This is a genomic window from Rhizobium sp. BK181, assembly GCF_014193305.1.
Lineage (GTDB): Bacteria > Pseudomonadota > Alphaproteobacteria > Rhizobiales > Rhizobiaceae > Rhizobium.
The window spans coordinates 69,116-84,329 of the sequence record NZ_JACHZA010000008.1 but is presented as its reverse complement, the minus strand read 5'-3'; the positions used below and the strand labels follow the sequence as shown (position 1 = coordinate 84,329).

Annotated in this window: 14 protein-coding genes, 3 pseudogenes and 1 riboswitch; of the genes and pseudogenes, 7 read left to right on the top strand and 10 right to left on the bottom strand. The window is 60.2% G+C overall.

Features of this window, described 5'->3' with window-relative positions; genetic code table 11:
• Window positions 1-92: 92 nt before the first annotated feature.
• Complete coding sequence (locus FHT77_RS18970; protein WP_183756466.1) at window positions 93-569, bottom strand: 6,7-dimethyl-8-ribityllumazine synthase; 477 nt, start codon at window positions 567-569, stop codon at window positions 93-95.
• Between the two features lie 115 nt (window positions 570-684).
• Window positions 685-831: riboswitch (FMN riboswitch) on the bottom strand.
• Between the two features lie 141 nt (window positions 832-972).
• Window positions 973-1,486, bottom strand: a pseudogene (dhaL, locus tag FHT77_RS18965) (dihydroxyacetone kinase subunit DhaL); the annotation flags it as partial.
• A 2-nt stretch (window positions 1,487-1,488) separates the two neighbouring features.
• Here dhaL and FHT77_RS18960 point away from each other — a divergent pair.
• A complete protein-coding gene (locus tag FHT77_RS18960; RefSeq protein WP_183756465.1) occupies window positions 1,489-1,650 on the top strand; it encodes a hypothetical protein in 162 nt (53 codons plus the stop codon).
• Window positions 1,651-2,064: 414 nt separating this feature from the next.
• Here the strand turns inward: FHT77_RS18960 and FHT77_RS18955 are convergent, their stop codons facing one another.
• The gene (locus tag FHT77_RS18955; RefSeq protein WP_183756464.1) at window positions 2,065-2,961 is read right to left on the bottom strand and encodes a DUF1236 domain-containing protein; all 897 of its coding nucleotides are present in this window, start codon (window positions 2,959-2,961) and stop codon (window positions 2,065-2,067) included.
• Window positions 2,962-3,063: 102 nt separating this feature from the next.
• Complete coding sequence (locus FHT77_RS18950) at window positions 3,064-3,459, bottom strand: DUF1236 domain-containing protein (protein ID WP_183756463.1); 396 nt, start codon at window positions 3,457-3,459, stop codon at window positions 3,064-3,066.
• A 729-nt stretch (window positions 3,460-4,188) separates the two neighbouring features.
• Between FHT77_RS18950 and FHT77_RS18945 the strand changes: the two genes are divergently transcribed.
• Window positions 4,189-6,189, top strand: coding sequence for an ABC transporter ATP-binding protein/permease (locus FHT77_RS18945; protein WP_183756462.1), 2,001 nt, complete (start codon window positions 4,189-4,191; stop codon window positions 6,187-6,189).
• A 101-nt stretch (window positions 6,190-6,290) separates the two neighbouring features.
• On the opposite strand, the pseudogene FHT77_RS18940 reads toward FHT77_RS18945, so the two are convergent.
• Window positions 6,291-6,452 (bottom strand): annotated as a pseudogene (locus tag FHT77_RS18940) (DAK2 domain-containing protein); the annotation flags it as partial.
• Between FHT77_RS18940 and FHT77_RS18935 the strand changes: the two are divergent.
• A pseudogene (locus FHT77_RS18935) lies at window positions 6,445-6,836 on the top strand (GntR family transcriptional regulator); the annotation flags it as partial. The pseudogenes FHT77_RS18940 and FHT77_RS18935 sit on opposite strands and share 8 nt — an antisense overlap.
• Before the next feature lie 125 nt (window positions 6,837-6,961).
• Here the strand turns inward: FHT77_RS18935 and FHT77_RS18930 are convergent.
• Window positions 6,962-7,171 (bottom strand): hypothetical protein, encoded by a 210-nt coding sequence (locus tag FHT77_RS18930; RefSeq protein WP_183756461.1) that lies wholly within the window; start codon window positions 7,169-7,171, stop codon window positions 6,962-6,964.
• A 325-nt stretch (window positions 7,172-7,496) separates the two neighbouring features.
• Here FHT77_RS18930 and FHT77_RS18925 point away from each other — a divergent pair, with 325 nt between their 5' ends.
• Window positions 7,497-8,705 (top strand): amidohydrolase family protein, encoded by a 1,209-nt coding sequence (locus FHT77_RS18925; protein WP_183756460.1) that lies wholly within the window; start codon window positions 7,497-7,499, stop codon window positions 8,703-8,705.
• A gap of 115 nt (window positions 8,706-8,820) precedes the next feature.
• Here FHT77_RS18925 and FHT77_RS18920 read toward each other — a convergent pair whose 3' ends face one another.
• Window positions 8,821-9,777 carry a S1C family serine protease gene (locus FHT77_RS18920; RefSeq protein ID WP_183756459.1) on the bottom strand — a complete coding sequence of 319 codons (957 nt, stop codon included), beginning with the start codon at window positions 9,775-9,777 and terminating at the stop codon, window positions 8,821-8,823.
• Window positions 9,778-10,032: 255 nt separating this feature from the next.
• Here FHT77_RS18920 and FHT77_RS18915 point away from each other — a divergent pair, with 255 nt between their 5' ends.
• The gene (locus tag FHT77_RS18915; RefSeq protein WP_183756458.1) at window positions 10,033-10,809 is read left to right on the top strand and encodes a DUF1194 domain-containing protein; all 777 of its coding nucleotides are present in this window, start codon (window positions 10,033-10,035) and stop codon (window positions 10,807-10,809) included.
• 22 nt (window positions 10,810-10,831) lie between these two features.
• Here the strand turns inward: FHT77_RS18915 and FHT77_RS18910 are convergent, their stop codons facing one another.
• Window positions 10,832-12,253: a PLP-dependent aminotransferase family protein gene (locus FHT77_RS18910; RefSeq protein WP_183756457.1), complete on the bottom strand. Its 1,422-nt coding sequence runs from the start codon at window positions 12,251-12,253 to the stop codon at window positions 10,832-10,834.
• Window positions 12,254-12,339: 86 nt separating this feature from the next.
• On the opposite strand from FHT77_RS18910, the gene FHT77_RS18905 reads away from it, so the two are divergent.
• Complete coding sequence (locus tag FHT77_RS18905; protein WP_183756456.1) at window positions 12,340-13,203, top strand: DMT family transporter; 864 nt, start codon at window positions 12,340-12,342, stop codon at window positions 13,201-13,203.
• A 36-nt stretch (window positions 13,204-13,239) separates the two neighbouring features.
• On the opposite strand, the gene FHT77_RS18900 is transcribed toward FHT77_RS18905, so the two are convergent.
• On the bottom strand, window positions 13,240-13,476 hold the full coding sequence (locus FHT77_RS18900; RefSeq protein ID WP_183756455.1) for a hypothetical protein: 237 nt from the start codon (window positions 13,474-13,476) through the stop codon (window positions 13,240-13,242).
• An 82-nt stretch (window positions 13,477-13,558) separates the two neighbouring features.
• On the opposite strand from FHT77_RS18900, the gene FHT77_RS18895 reads away from it, so the two are divergent.
• Window positions 13,559-14,107, top strand: coding sequence for an RT0821/Lpp0805 family surface protein (locus tag FHT77_RS18895; RefSeq protein ID WP_246712760.1), 549 nt, complete (start codon window positions 13,559-13,561; stop codon window positions 14,105-14,107).
• 736 nt (window positions 14,108-14,843) lie between these two features.
• Here FHT77_RS18895 and FHT77_RS18890 read toward each other — a convergent pair.
• Window positions 14,844-15,137 carry a helix-turn-helix transcriptional regulator gene (locus FHT77_RS18890; RefSeq protein ID WP_183756566.1) on the bottom strand — a complete coding sequence of 98 codons (294 nt, stop codon included), beginning with the start codon at window positions 15,135-15,137 and terminating at the stop codon, window positions 14,844-14,846.
• Between the last annotated feature and the right edge of the window lie 77 nt (window positions 15,138-15,214).

Sequence of the window (15,214 nt, the reverse complement as noted above, 5' to 3'; positions counted from 1 at the left end):
GAGCCAGTGAAAGCGCGATATCGTGTCTGTGGACAATGCTGTTTCGTGGAAACGACGGCCGTAACTGGCCGTCGACTGGCCCGGACGGCGGTTTAGATGACGGTGGCCCCCAGACGCGTCCTCGCGTCGAGGATGGCGGCGCAGGCGGCGGCAGCTTCCTTTCCTTTCGTCACGAAATGCTGCTCGAAAAAGCCGACATGGACTTCTGTTTCCTGGAAGTGATGCGGGGTCAGCACCACCGAGATGACGGGAGTGCCGGTATCGAGCTGAACGCGCATCATGCTGTCAAGGACGGTTGCGGCAACGAAATCGTGTCGATAGATCCCGCCGTCAACGACGAAGGCGCAGGCAACGACGGCGTCGTATCGGCCGGTGGCGATCAGTGACTGGGCATGGAGCGGAATTTCGAGGGCGCCCGGCACATCGATGACCTCGATGTCGGAGCTGGACCGTCCGATGGCCGTCCATTCGTCGGCGAAGGATTGAACCGCCTTGTCGACAATATTGGCATGCCAGCGGGCACGGACGACTGCGATGCGTTTTTGCTTTGAAACCACGGTCTGAAGCATTGAAATGCCTTTCAAGGGTATGCCGGTGGCCCGGCTGTGACGACAAAGCCCCGGAGGGCCTGATCCCTTGAGCGAACAGACAGGACGCACTTCTTTCGCTGCGAAAGACGCGCTGCCATGTTCTCTTCCATCCGGACTGTACCGTCGGCTCCGGCATCGCACCGGATCTGCTGACCTTCCGGCAACACCGGAAGCGCTCGCGGGCTCCAGGCCTGGGCCTGATACCGCCGGTGGGGAATTGCACCCCGCCCTGAGAACGGCAACGACCTTAGTCCGGCTGCCACTGGCGATGCAAGTCCCCGTCCGCCGGACATTGTCGCAAAACTGCCCGTTGACGGGCGAGGCAGCCGGTTTCTGGCGAAATCGGCCGCCGGCCTGTCCCGGAGATCAGGTCCTCGAAGGTGCGCTTGATTGCCTCGATCAGGACGACGGCGGAGGCGGCACCTGGATCCATGTGGCCGATGACCCGGTCTCCAAGCCGCGAGGAGCGCCCCTTGGCGGCAACCATGTCTTTTGTCGCTTCCGCGCCCCTCGTTGCGGCCTCGAGCGCAGCGCTCAGACATTGGACAAGGGGGCTGCCTTGAAGGCGAGCGGATCTCGCTGCCGCTGTTGCCGGCAGCCAGGCATCGATCATCGTCTTGTCGCCCGGTTCAGCCTTGCCCCGGTCCTGGATCCCCTGTCCCATTGCCTCGATGGCATCGACCATGTCGTCGTCGGACAGGACCACGCTGGCGCCCCGCGCGCATGAAGGCTGTCGCATAGAGGGGGCCGGTCGATGCGCCGACGGCCGACAGAAACGACTTCGCCGCGGTGTTGAAGACAGTGGTCGCATCGGTCGTGGCGGGATCGAGGGCCGCGACGGTCGCAGCCGCGGCCGAAAAGCCGGGCTCCATCGCAATACCGTGGTCGGCGCGCCCGAATGGTTGTCAGCGAAGCGCGGGACGCGGCTGACGCGCTTGCCGTGCTTGCCCGCGCCCCCTTTATCGAAGCTATCCTCACCGACATCCACTTCAAGCAGGGGCTGGACGGATCGGCACTGGCACGTTGGCAAAGTCGCTGCGACCTCGGGTCAAAGTCATGATCATGTCTGCCGATCAGCCTTGCTCTCCCGAAGCTTCCTTCCGGCTGTCGATATTTCGCCAAGCCCTACGAAAGCAGACAGGTCGTCGCGAGCATAGGGAACGAAGTCAGGGGATATGTCGCGTGAATGGCAATCCGAATGGGGACGGACCTGCTTCGGGTTCGAACAGGGCTATTGTCTCTTTCGGGCCGCTTACTCGCAACGTCAGCGGCGTCGTTTATCAAAGCCGGATATATCTAGCCGGTCTCATTCGCCTGGGGCGTGCTCGCTGGAATCCAGACGCGTGTCGTTATCGTGTTGCCTGATGTCAGGACAAGGCCGCAAAGGATGGCCGCCATGGCCCAGCAGAATGACGATGATGGGAAAGGCCCAGCGGCCCCGGCGGCGCTCCAAGCCGCCGCCGGGAGCTGCCTGCTATGCCGTGAGGATATAGACGATCGCGAGAGTATCGGGATCTACAATGATGATCCGGCCATCCGCAAGGAGGAAGAAGCGGTAGCCTTCATACTCCGGTACGATCTTCACAACCCGCGGCGGCAGCGGTTCAAGATGGACCTTCTTTGGAATCCTGGTGCCGACCGAAACCGTGAAGTCGGGCTCTCTTACCGGCTGGACATGAACCTCCTTCACGACCTGGCGAATTTCCGTCTGCTGCTCGACAGTCACGTTGACGTTCGTCTTGTTGTTCGTAGTCTGGTTGCTCGTCGTGCTGTTGTTGTTGGTGGTGTTGGTCGTCGTCGAGTTCTGGTCGCTTGACTGCTTGGTGGCATCACCGCTCTGGGTAGTGTTGCTCTTGTCGGTTCCGTCAGACGACTTGGACTGCGTGCTGCTCTTCGAGCCTGAGGTCCCCGAGCCGCTGGTGTCGGACTCGGTCTTCTGCTGCGTCGTCGTGCTGCCTGTGGCGTCCTGCGATCCAGTCTTCGACTTGGTCTCAGTCGATGTCTTGCCCGACGCGGTTCCGCTGGTCGAGCCGTCGCTCGACGGCTGCTTGGCGCTCTTCTGGGTTTCCGACCCTGAGCCTGTTTTCTGTTCGGACGACATACTCTTCTTTGAGCAGGCGCCCGAGGCGTCAGGCGAAGAACAATCGGTGCCCGAGGTGCTTGAATCGGACTGCGACTGGTCGGACTTTGTACCCGACTCCGAACCCGACTGGGAACCGGGCTGCGTGTCGGTCTTCGTGCCTGTCTGCGCGCCCGTACCTGATTGGCTCTGGGTCTGCGTATCCTGCTGGGCCTTGGCCGGCAGGGTGGCAAACGGCGAGACGCTGAGCGACAACGTTGCGATGATTATGGCGAGATTGTTGTTCTTCACGATTTGATCTCCTAAAGATCGGGGAACGCTATGCACTGCGCATCCTCATGCGCGTCACGCGTACCCTCAGTGCTGGAAAATGGCGGCTGCAGCCGCCCGTGGTCACTGGATGACCTGGATGACCTTCCGGGAGGAAGGTTCGACGATCACACGCTCGTCGTTGACGATCGCATATGCGTACTTCGGTTGATCAGGAACCGGAGTAACGACAACGGTCTTCGGCAAGGGCTGTCCGACGACAATCTTTTCCTTGACGACGATGCGTTCTGTCGGGGCAGGAGCCTGCTGGACATAGGTCACCACCTTCTGAGGCGGTGGATCGAGAAGGGTACCTGCGACGCCACCGACGACGCCACCGACGGCCGCACCCACGGGACCACCGACGACGGCTCCCGTCGCGGCACCACCGGCTGCACCGGTAACCGTCGACGACTGCGCAAAGGCGCACGTCGATGCCAGGAGAACCCCGGCCACGATTCCTACTGCTTTGTTATTCATAGAGTTTCCTCCTTTTGTTGTGGCGGGTTTTTGCCACTGCGGGGTCACAACCTACAAATCATGGCACTGTTCCAAACTTGGGACTTCAGTCGGAGGGGGCTTAGACTTAAGTCCCGTACATGCTGGCTCGCGAGTGCTCTCGACACGTTCGGTTCTGCTGCTGAAAGATGCCCCTCCGGGTTGAACCAGTCGGCTCCTGATGCGAACCTGTCTGCGCTTTGACCGGGATGCCCTAGAGCCAATCAAAATCATCGGACCAAAGTCCGAGATCAGAACTTTATGATCGGTCGGATGTTTCCGTCTTACAGCGATGTGAAGGGATTGGGCCATGACCTGCGGCAAAGACTACTCTCCGCATGAAGACGCGGGATCACTGACTCGGTGCGGGATCGAACGAAGACGTCCACGGAAGCCAGCGAGTTCAGCCCGCACCGCAGGGAAATTAATTCCGGCGACGATGCATTGGCTTTTTAATTTCGCCTTGTCTGCCGACAGGTCGCTTCCTTGTCGATCGGTGATGCGGCGACCGGGCGAGTGCCAGCCGTTGGAGTAGCCGAGCATCAGAGATTTGGTCGTGATTTTCTTCGCCAGTTTCTGCGCGCCTTAAAGACTTGATCGGAGGACCAGCCGGATGGAAACAGCAGGATATGAAATCGGACGTCAGCGTTCGATCGGACCTGAACGACGGCCTGTCCACCTCTTCGTTGCCATGCCTTTGGTGCGCCGCCCATGACAGACATTGAATTCCATCGAGGTCCTGCCAACGGCGCTGGGCAAGATGAGGCTCATACGTCTCAGCAGGCGACGCCCGCTGTCGAACCCCCGCCGCCGCCAATTGCCACCGAGCCCGATCCGGAGTTGACGCCGGAAGAGATAGAGCAGGTGCGCAAGAAGTATCTGCTGAAGCGTTTCTGGATAAGCGCCCGTGGTTACTGGGGTCCTCATGGAGGCAGGCTCGCCTGGGTATGCACGATCGGGTTACTGGGACTGATCGTGATAAACGTCGGCTTCCAGTACGGGATCAATGTATGGAACCGTCGAATTTTCGACGCCATAGAGCAGCGTAATGCTACGACCGTATATTTTCTAAGCGGCGTGTTCCTGCCACTCGTGTTTGGAAGCGTGGTGGTTGTCGCGGCGCAAGTTTCTCTTCGCATGATGATCCAGCGGCGCTGGCGTTCGTGGCTCACGAATGCGGTGCTTGCCCGTTGGCTCGCAAACGGGCGTTACTACCAGTTGAACCTCATCGGCGGAGACCACAAGAATCCCGAAGCGCGTATTGCGGAGGATCTGCGGATCGCCACGGAGTCGCCGGTCGACTTCATCGCCGGCGTCATGTCGGCATTCCTGGCGGCTTCGACCTTCATTGTCGTGCTCTGGACGATCGGCGGAGCGCTGCATGTGACAGTCGCAGGCTCGACGGTCACGATTCCCGGCTTTCTCGTCATTACCGCTGTCATCTACGCTGCGATCACATCAAGCTCGATGGTGGTGATCGGCCGCAACTTCGTCCACGTGTCCGAGGTCAAGAATCAGGCGGAAGCCGAATTCCGCTATACGCTGACGCACGTGCGGGAAAACGGAGAGAGCATTGCACTGCTCGGTGGTGAGGAAGAGGAGCGTAGCGACCTCGACAAGACGTTTACCAACGTGCTGAGGCAATGGGCATTGCTTGCAGGCCAGCACCGGCGCACGACGATTGTGTCACAGGGATCGATGCTGTTTGCGCCCGTTGTGCCTGTCCTGCTTTGCGCTCCAAAGTTTCTCGAGGGCAGCATGACACTTGGGCAGGTGATGCAGGCGGCTTCCGCTTTCGCCATTGTTCAAAGCGCGTTTGGATGGCTGGTCGACAACTATCCCCGCCTTGCCGATTGGAACGCCTGCGCACGGCGCATTGCGTCGCTGATGGTGTCGCTCGACGGGCTCGAGCGCGCGGAGCAGAGCGATGCCCTCGGACGCATCAAGCATGGTGACGTCGAGGGCGAGGCGATCCTCAGCCTGAACGACCTGTCCGTCTCGCTCAATGACGGCACCGCGGTGGTCAAGGAAACACAGGTCGAAGTCGTTCCCGGCGAGCGGGTCCTTGTCGCCGGCGAGTCCGGTTCGGGCAAGAGCACGCTGGTGCGGGCCATTGCGGGTCTTTGGCCATGGGGTGGAGGGAGCGTCAATTTCCGGCCTGGTCGGCGACTGTTCATGTTGCCGCAGCGGCCCTATATCCCGTCCGGGACGCTCCGGCGTGCTGTCGCCTATCCTGGTGCAGCCGACAGCTGGTCCCTCGAAATGATCAAGGAGGCCCTCGACAAGGTTGGACTCGACTATCTGAATGACAAGATCGAGGAGGAGGCGCCATGGGACCAGACGTTGTCGGGTGGCGAAAAGCAACGCCTCGCCTTTGCCCGTCTGCTGCTCCACAAGCCCGATCTTGTCGTGCTCGATGAAGCGACATCAGCACTCGATGAGAAGAGCCAGGACAGGATGATGGAGACGATGATCCAGGAATTGCCGAAGGTCACGATCGTTAGCGTCGCGCATCGCGCCGAACTGGAAGCCTTCCATAGCCGGAAGATCACACTGGAGCGCCGCGAGGGCGGGGCACGACTTGTCAGCGACGAGGATCTCGTCCCGCACAAGAGAAAGCGCAGCCTTCTGTTGCGCCTCATGAAGAACCAGCAGGCCCTGTCGAAAAGCAGCACAAACCTCGGCGCGGCTTCCTCGCCGGACGTCGACTGAACGAGCGCCTCCGCTGCAGCAAGCGGCTCGGGAGGTTCCATGACCGCCGCGCTGTTGTCGCGCCGCTGTCCATTTAACGGATGCCGTTGAACCGGACCCGGTCAGGCAGGCTCATCGGCAGCCGCGAGAACCATGGCCGCGCAGGCGGCGATCATGGCAAGCGATATTGCCCCGGCATCAGGATGACCGATGCTCTTTTCGGCGAGTGGCCGTGCACGACCAAGCCTTGGTGTGAGGCTTGCCGTCGCTTCTGCGGTGCTTCGCAATCTCGAGGAGCTCGCGGGCAGGCTTGCATGCCTGTTGGCAAGCGATGCCGACATCAGCCAGATGCGCCGTCTGCACGATGAGATGGTTGCGCGCTGCCGGGTGGGGATCGCCTGCAATATTACAAGCTTAACCAGGAGATCCATAGCGGGATCGTCAGGCTGGCCGCGAACTCGACACTGAGCGGAGTTCACCAGATGCTGCAGACGCGGCTCAAGCGGATCCGTTTCATCCGTCACGAAGGCGACGAGAAATGGGCTGCGGCGGTTGCCGAGCACGAGGAAATGATTTTTGCGCTCGAGGCAAGGGACGAGAGCCGGCTCTCGGAAGTTCTCGGCCGGCATCTTGGCAATGCCTGGGAGCGGGTTCGAAGCGCGATCTAGGTCACCACGGACGAGCCGGCGCGTTTCGGTGCAACCGGCGCCGGCCATGGCCTGTCGAATGAGCAGTGCCGGATCGGCCGAGCTCTCACGAGCATGTTTCAACTCACATCTGGATGATGGGTAGGTTAGCCTATTCCGAAGGGCGCCTTTGAGACAGGCGTCCGAATTTCGCGCACGCGATGGCGTTGTGTTCGTCCTCTCGCGGCAAGAAGCCTGTCCATCTCCTGTTGGCGGTTGCCAAAGCTTTCGATCAATCGCCGGGCTTCTCCCCTGTTCAGGCAATACTGCTTCTGCAGTGCGGCGAGCGTATACATTCCATGCACGTCTTCAGTCATGTCGGCTCCTTTCCCATTGGAAACAGGGCCGGCTCCGCACTGGTTCCGTCACGCTATAAGACCTGTTGTAACCATTTGGTGAGCGCCTTGCACTGACAAGTGCGCCTTTCCGGCCCGATTGTCCCGGGCGGGAAACAACGTGTGCCAACCTGCGACAGAAATTGCATACTAAAATCGTATGCAGTTTTGCGCGCAAGTTGTAGACATATTTTCGCGCGGCCGCTACAAGAAGGTACCGTTCTCCTGATCAGTGCGATCGCTTGGCGGCCGCTGGGGACTTGTTCCCTTCGGCTGTTGCGATGCTGGGCGCTTCAAAGACAAAGATATGACTGACACGATCGACATGCTTTTTAAGAATGCCAGACTTTCTGACGGCGGCACCTACGATATTGCGGTCGCAGATGGGCGGATCAGATCGATTGCAGACAAGGGCAGCGACGCCGAAGCGGGATGCGTCATCGATATCGCTGCAGAGCTTCTTGTCCCCGGCTTCGTCGAGGGCCACATCCATCTCGACACCAGCTTCTACGGCGATGCCTGGATTGCGCACAAGCCTTGTTCCAACGGCTTCGACGTCCATGAGCGCGTGGCCTTCCAGGCGCAGAACATGGCAATCGCCGCACCCATGGACGAACGGGCACGAAAGCAGCTCGATCTCTGCATAGCAAATGGCGCGCTGCTGATGCGCAGTCACGTGATGGTTGACGCATCGGTGGGGCTGAAATCCCTGGAGACCATCCTGAAGGTTCGGGAGGAATACCTTGACCTGATCGACATTCAACTCGTCGCCTTTCCTCAGGGCGGCATTCTGAAAAGTCCGGGAACGGCGGAGCTGCTGGACGAGGCCATCGTTCTAGGCGCCGATCTCGTCGGCGGCCTCGATCCATTGAGTTTCGACCGGGACATCAAGGGGCATCTCGATGTCGTCTTCGGGATTGCGGAGAGGCGCGGCGTTGACGTCGACATTCACCTCCACGACCCGGGAACGCTTGGTTCCTTCACAATCGAAGAAATCTGCGCGCGCACGACTGCGCTCGGCATGCAGGGACGGGTTGCCATCAGTCACGCCTACGGACTTGGTGACCTTTCCCCCGAGGCTGCCGGCAAGAGTGCGGGCCTGCTTGCGAGGAGCGGTGTATCGATCATGACCAATGCGCCCGGCAGCCATAACTTTCCGCCGGTTGCGCTCCTGAGGAGCGAAGGGGTCGTGGTTTTCAGCGGCAGCGACAACATTCGCGATTCCTGGTGGCCTTACGGCGATGGCGACATGTTGAGGCGCGCAGAGATCATTGGCTACCGTTCGGGTTTCTACACGGATGCAGAGCTCGATGCTGCGTTCGATGTCGTCACCTCAGGCGGTGCCAAGGCCCTCAATGTCGAAGGCTACGGCATCGAGGTCGGGGCGAGGGCGGATTTCGTGACACTTGCGGCGAGCCACGTCCCCGAAGCTGTCGTTTCTGTTCCGAAAGGTCGCCGCGTGTTCAAGGCCGGCAGGCTCGTCGCCGAGAACGGTGCGATCATCAATCGCCGCTGATTGAACGGACGCTCCAGTCGAGAGCGCCGTTCAACATCAGGAAGCTGTCGCCTCCGGCTGCCAGGACGCCTGAGTGTCGAGGGCGGCATGAGAGGATCATCGAAGCGCCGCGGAACTATGTCGGGCGATGGGCTGGACGAAGCGTGAGGCGCTCGATCCTGCCCGCCAGCGAGAAGATCAGAACCTCGATATCCGTGTCGATCCTGTCGCCGTCCAGGAGCCTGACGACGTCATCGACACCCGATGTCGGCTGGCCGTCGATCGCCAGCAGGTAGTCTCCTTCGTGCAGCCCTGCGCGGGCTGCAGGGCTGTCCGTTTCGACCCGGCGCAGGCGCACGGCTGTCGTCTGCGCAAGGCCGGCCTGAAGCGCAATGCGGCGATGCAGTTCGACGGTGTCGGCTGCAATGCCGATATAGGCGCGTCTCACATGTCCGAAGCGGAGCAGTTCCGACACAACATGCTTGGCGGTGTTGGAAGCGACGGAAAATGCGATGCTCTGTGCGCCCTGGATCACCGCTGTATTGACGCCGATAACCTCGCCTGCCGACGATACGAGCGGCCCGCCGGAGTTGCCGGGGTTAAGCGCTGCATCCGTCTGGATGATATCGTCCATCAGGCGACCGCTTGCCCCTCGCATCGAACGCCCGAGCGCTGAAACGATGCCAGCCGTCACGGTCCATTCGAAGCCGAGCGGATTGCCGATCGCGATTGCGATATGGCCGCGCTTCAACGATTTGGAATCGCCCAGTCTGGCAAAAGCCCCAGACCAGTCGTTGGCACGAATGAGCGCCAGATCACTGTCGGGGTCGCGGCCAAGGACCTTCCCTTCGATCGCGAACCCCTCCGGTGTCTTGATGCGGACGGTCCGGCTGTCTTCGACGACATGGTTGTTGGTGACGACAAGACCATCAGGTGAAATTGCAAAGCCGGATCCGTGTCCGGCGCGGCCACTCACACGTTCGATGCGGCTGACGGCGGGGCCAACCAGATCGACCGCGTTCGATACCGATTGCGAATAGGCATCCAGCAGCCCCGCGTCAGACGGCTGGATGTCGCGATCAATGAATCCCATGAAAGACTCCTCGGACGCAGGAAGCGTCGAAGTGAGGAACGGCAGCGGCTGCGGAAAGCGAGGGGCTGTCGGTTCGACAGGTTGAACAACGATGATCAGATGAGGTGGCTCAGATCCCAAATCAAGTGGGCAGGGCCGTCGGCCCGAAACTTGGTCGCTGACCGGTGAGCTTCACCGAAAGTTGACTTTCGAGCGGCAGGGCGACGGCGACAATGTGCTACATTTCTCGCAGCGGGACGATCGAACGGAGGCCTGATGCTTGCAACACTTGCAGTGCTCATGAGTTTGTCAGGTCCGACGCCGGCCGCCGCACTGCCGGCAGGAGGCGAGGTCGACGTCAAGCTCGTGCTCGCGGTCGACACGTCCCGGTCCATGGACCAGGAAGAGGTTCGCATCCAGCGTGAGGGCTACGTCGAGGCGCTGAAACACCGCGAGTTCATCGAGGCAGTGACCGGCGGGCTCAACGGCCGCATCGCGATCAGCTATTTCGAATGGGCGGGCTATGTGGTTCCGGATTCGGTCATCGACTGGCAACTGATTGCCACGGAACAGGACGCCATCGACTTTGCTGCAAGGCTAGAAGAGCGGCCGATCACGACGCAGCGCCGGACATCGATCTCGACAGCCATAGCGCAGGGCGCGGCCATGATCGTTTCGAGCCCTTATAACGGTCGGAGGCAGGTGGTCGACGTCTCGGGTGATGGCACAAACAATTCCGGCAATCGCGTTGAGCCAACCCGCGACAAGGCCGTCGAGGCCGGAATCGTCATCAACGGGCTTGCACTGATGCTGCGTCCCTCCGGCGCGCCAGGCGGCCTCGACAAATATTACGCGGACTGTGTGATCGGCGGGCCAGGTTCCTTCGTCCTGCCGGTCTACAAGATCGAGGACTTCGCGACCGCAGTGCGACGAAAACTTGTCCTCGAGGTGAGTGGCTTTGTTCCTCTTCCCTTCTCACACAGGATTGCCGACCAGGCGAAGACGGATTGCATGATCGGCGAGCGGCAATGGCAAGACATGTTCGATCGCTGAACGCCCAGATGACTGGATTGCTTCACGGACAATGGTTCAACGCCTCGCGCAGAACCTCGTAGACCCTGTCGTCAAGAGACTGGGAGACATTGAAGCGCATGTATTGCGTCGCAGACTGGGAGAGGCTGAAGGCGTTTCCCGGCGCCAGAACCACACTTCTGTCCAGCGCGGCGCGAGCGACCTTTGCAGCGTCGACATTCCCCGGAAGTCGACACCAGAGAAACATTCCTGCCTGGGGTTCGACAAAGGGAAGGATGCCGAGCGGCTTCAGCCGTCTGCTGACGTCGAGCGTCGACTTCGAGAGGCGTGTGCGCAGGGCTTCGACGTGCTTGCGGTAGCTGCCGTCGCTCAGCACCTTGTAGACGAGCTCGGCAGAAAGCCGTCCGCCGCCGAACGAGGTTGCGATCTTGAGGTCGATGACGCTCTCGATCCACTCCTTCCTTGCCGCGATGAATCCGCACCGAGCCGAGGCCGAAAGGGTCTTTGAGAAACTGCCGATATGGACCACCCGGTCAAGGCCGTCGAATGCGGCGAGCCGGGGCGCAACGGTGTGCTCGAAATCCGCGAAGATATCGTCCTCGATAATGGTCAGGTCGAACTGGTCGGCAAGCTTCAGGACCCTGTGGGCGACAACAGGTGAAAGCGTGGCGCCGGTCGGATTATGAATCGCCGAGTTGGTGATGTAGAGGCGGGGGCGATGCTCAGCCAAGACCTGCGCGAAAAGATCGATGTCAGGCCCCGACGACGTATAGGGGACGCTGACCATGGTTGCACGATGGGCCCGCAACAGCGCCTGGAAGTTGAAATAGCATGGGTCGTCGACGAGCACGGTATCGCCGGGCTCGAGAAAGAACCGGCACAGAAGATCGATCGCCTGGGTTCCGGACTCCGTCAGCATGATCTGGTCGGGCGATGCTTCCATTCCGCGGTCCGCCATGCGCCTTGCAATGAGCTGTCGCAGCGGCTCCAGGCCAAGAGGGGAGCCATAGTCGGAAAGAGCCGTGTCGTCGCTGCGCGACAGCGCGCGCAAACCCTTGCGGATCGCTTGATTGGGAAGCCAGGACGAGGGCAGCCAGCCGCAGCCTGGTTTCGGGTCGCTCTCTCTTGCCTCCAGTGATTGTCGCGATACCCAGAACGGGTCGACGGCGCGATCGAGTTTGGGACCGGCAGCCGACAGCGAGAATGGCGCGGCCTGTGGGGCAACAAAGAACCCGGACCCGGGCCTGGAGACAATGACGCCTTCCCCGACCAGGCGCTCATAGGCGTCGACAACTGTCGATGTGGAAACGCCAGATATTGCCGCCATCGCCCTGACCGAGGGCAGTCTTGCCCCGGCTGTCAGGCTTCGCCCGGCTATCCTATGGCGGATGGTTGCCATGACGGTCTCGACGCGGGTGAGGGTGTGTTGGCCGGCTTCTTCCATCTGTATGGCTGCCTCTAGCATAACAGTTTTGTCAAACTGTATCAGACTGTCGCTGGTATTGTCAGCGGTTTGGCGCGATCAAGGCGGCCCTGAGACGAGGTATTTCCATGGAACGTTCAACATCCGGATGGCTCAGCGGCTTTATCGGTGTCGTGATCTTCAGCGGATCGCTGCCTGCCACGCGGCTGGCGGTGGCGCAATTCGATCCGATATTCCTGACCGCAACACGGGCAGCGATCGCCGGCGTCCTCGCACTTTTGCTGCTGATCTGCTTTTCCGAGAAACGTCCTGAAAGGCGTGACATCCCATCACTGCTGATTGTGGCGGCAGGGGTTGTCGTCGGCTTCCCGCTTCTGACCGCGCTTGCATTGCAGCACATCACATCAGCGCATTCCATCGTGTTCGTCGGCCTGCTGCCACTTGCGACGGCCGCCTTTGGCGTCATCCGTGGCGGCGAGCGCCCCAAACCTCAATTCTGGCTGTTTGCGGTCACGGGAAGCGCGCTTGTCTGTACCTTCGCCATTCTGCAAGGACTGACCGCAGCACCGGTCGGCGACGGACTGATGCTTGCTGCGATCGCGCTTTGCGGCCTTGGCTACGCCGAAGGTGCAACACTGTCCCGGCGACTGGGAGGATGGCAGGTGATTTCCTGGGCGCTCGTCCTGTCATTGCCCGTCATGGCCGCTCTTTCGCTGTTGTCGATGCCGTCGAGCTTTTCCGGAATCCAGGCGCCAGCGATGGCTGGTCTGGCCTATGTGTCGCTGTTCAGCATGCTGATCGGCTTCATTTTCTGGTACCGAGGCCTTGCTCTTGGCGGTATCGCCGGCGTCGGCCAGTTGCAATTGCTGCAGCCGTTTTTCGGCCTGATCCTGGCGGCTACATTGCTCAATGAAACCGTCACCTGGGCGATGTTTGCGGTGACGGCGGCCGTGGTCGCCTGCGTCGGCGCCGCCCGCAGGTTCGCGCGTTGACCGCTGGCCATTGCCAGCACTCAGGAAAAGACAGGCCTAGGCCGCGTCCCGTTCTACTGCGGCCGGGTCGTGTCCGACGAGAATCATTGCCTGCGAACAGGTCATGCCCCTTGATGCCATGAGCAGCAGGCTGAGTTCCACGGCCCGCGGAACGGGTACTTCGCCGCTCGCCCAGCGACGGCACGTGATGTAGTCAATCTGGAAAAGCTGCTGGACGGTCCCCGCTGTCAATCCGACTACAGCAAGCGCCGCCTTGTATTCAGAGGGTTTCATTGTTGCGTCCCATGCGCGATTCGAGCGCGCTTTATTTCGTTGCTGACGAGATTAGGTTCTTTTAATTTTAACGAACCCTCATATGCGACATATGGTGTCCTTCCTGCGACAATGCGGCTGCGTCGCCCTCCATAAAACGAAAGTTTCCAGCGCGGTGATGCGCAGGAAGAACGGAGACGCCCACATCAATTTAGCACAGGCTTGCTTAATAGGGTTGAAAGGTCTTGCTGCGACGATCAGATTGATTAAAACTGGATGCAGCATGATGACTTCGATACGAATGCGTTGGCTGCAATTGGGCCTGATTGTCCTGTCGTTTGCGGGCTGCACGAGCGTGGAACCGCTCGACACATCTTTGACAACACAATCCACGCCGCAAATCAGGCAGGCCGACACCTCGATCATTGCCGAGAGAGTCGGGGAGTCGGCCGTCGGCGTCGAACCGCTTGCCTGGGCCAATCCGTCGACCGGGAGCACTGGCGTGATAGAGGAAATCACCGTTGCACCAGGGTTGGATGGAGAATGCAGAAATTTCGTGACAACGCAGCGCTCCCTGCAGGGCGAATCACGAATCAAGGGTGTCGCATGCCATTCTGCCAATGCGGGTTGGAAGGTCAGCCCGGCAAATTGAAAGCCAGTGCTCGCGTCGGCCTCATGGGTGGATGACGGCCAGAAGCGGCAGGTTTCCAACCGATCCCGGGGACACGGGATCTTTTGGCAATGACGATCCAATCAAAGCCAATTTGGGTAGAGACCCGATCATATAGTTTAATCAATCGCGGTCGGACGACATCGAGAAAATCTACCAAGGCCGCAATACCCTGACCTGAAAAGGGCTCCAAGCATGGCAACGCCACGAAGAGCTTGCAAAGATCACAAAAGGTCTGGCCGAGTTTTACGAATGGTATGAAAGCGGAGATGCCCTCGAAACCCACAAGGACAGCGAATCAAAAGCCAATAGGGTTTACGCAACCGCCATTGCTGGCATCCTCGAATTGGCCCACAAGAACAGTAGCTCTCCACATCATGTCTTGTCTTTGGCCGGGCATCAGTATCTGGGTGGGTTGGGAAAGAACGACAATCGCCTCCGTGTGACCAGCGATGTACTCAGTCTAACTTCGGGCGTTGCGGCAAAAATCGAGGGTGTCGAGAACTGGCCGTGATTCCGGATCGGTGTGAGGTTTTGGGAGCCGATTCCGCCGGATTGTTAAGTCCATTCCGCTTGCGTTTGAGGCGCAGGCGGAGTTCTCCAACAAAAACAACAACGCCGTTTGCGCCTCGGTCTGAGGCGCTATAGCCCCGCTTCCTTTCCGAGGAGGCTGACGGGCCTGCCCGCAGCCTCGCGGAGACCGTTGCCAGCACAAGCCTTACCTGGCGCAAACTGCGACGGTATCATCGTCAAGGCTGACGAAGGAAACGCCGCCGCTTTCGAAGGCAAGGCGCAGTTGCGCCTCCGTTGCCCGATGGACGTCATGTCGGTTGCCTTCGTAGTCACGCACGGTGCTCCTTGATACGCCAGATCGGTCAGCGAGTTCGCTCTGGGTCCAGTCGAGGAGCCCGCGCGCCGCGCGACAGAGTGCCGGCGTCAAAATCTTGGCATTGATAGCTTGACCCATTGTGCAAACCTGCCCATATTGGTTATTATCTAACATATATAGCAGTTTCACTTGCTTTGCTAGACGCTGTAGCGGGTTGTCCGCGGTCGACCGGGCGGAAAAGAAAAGGATCATGGTGTTGG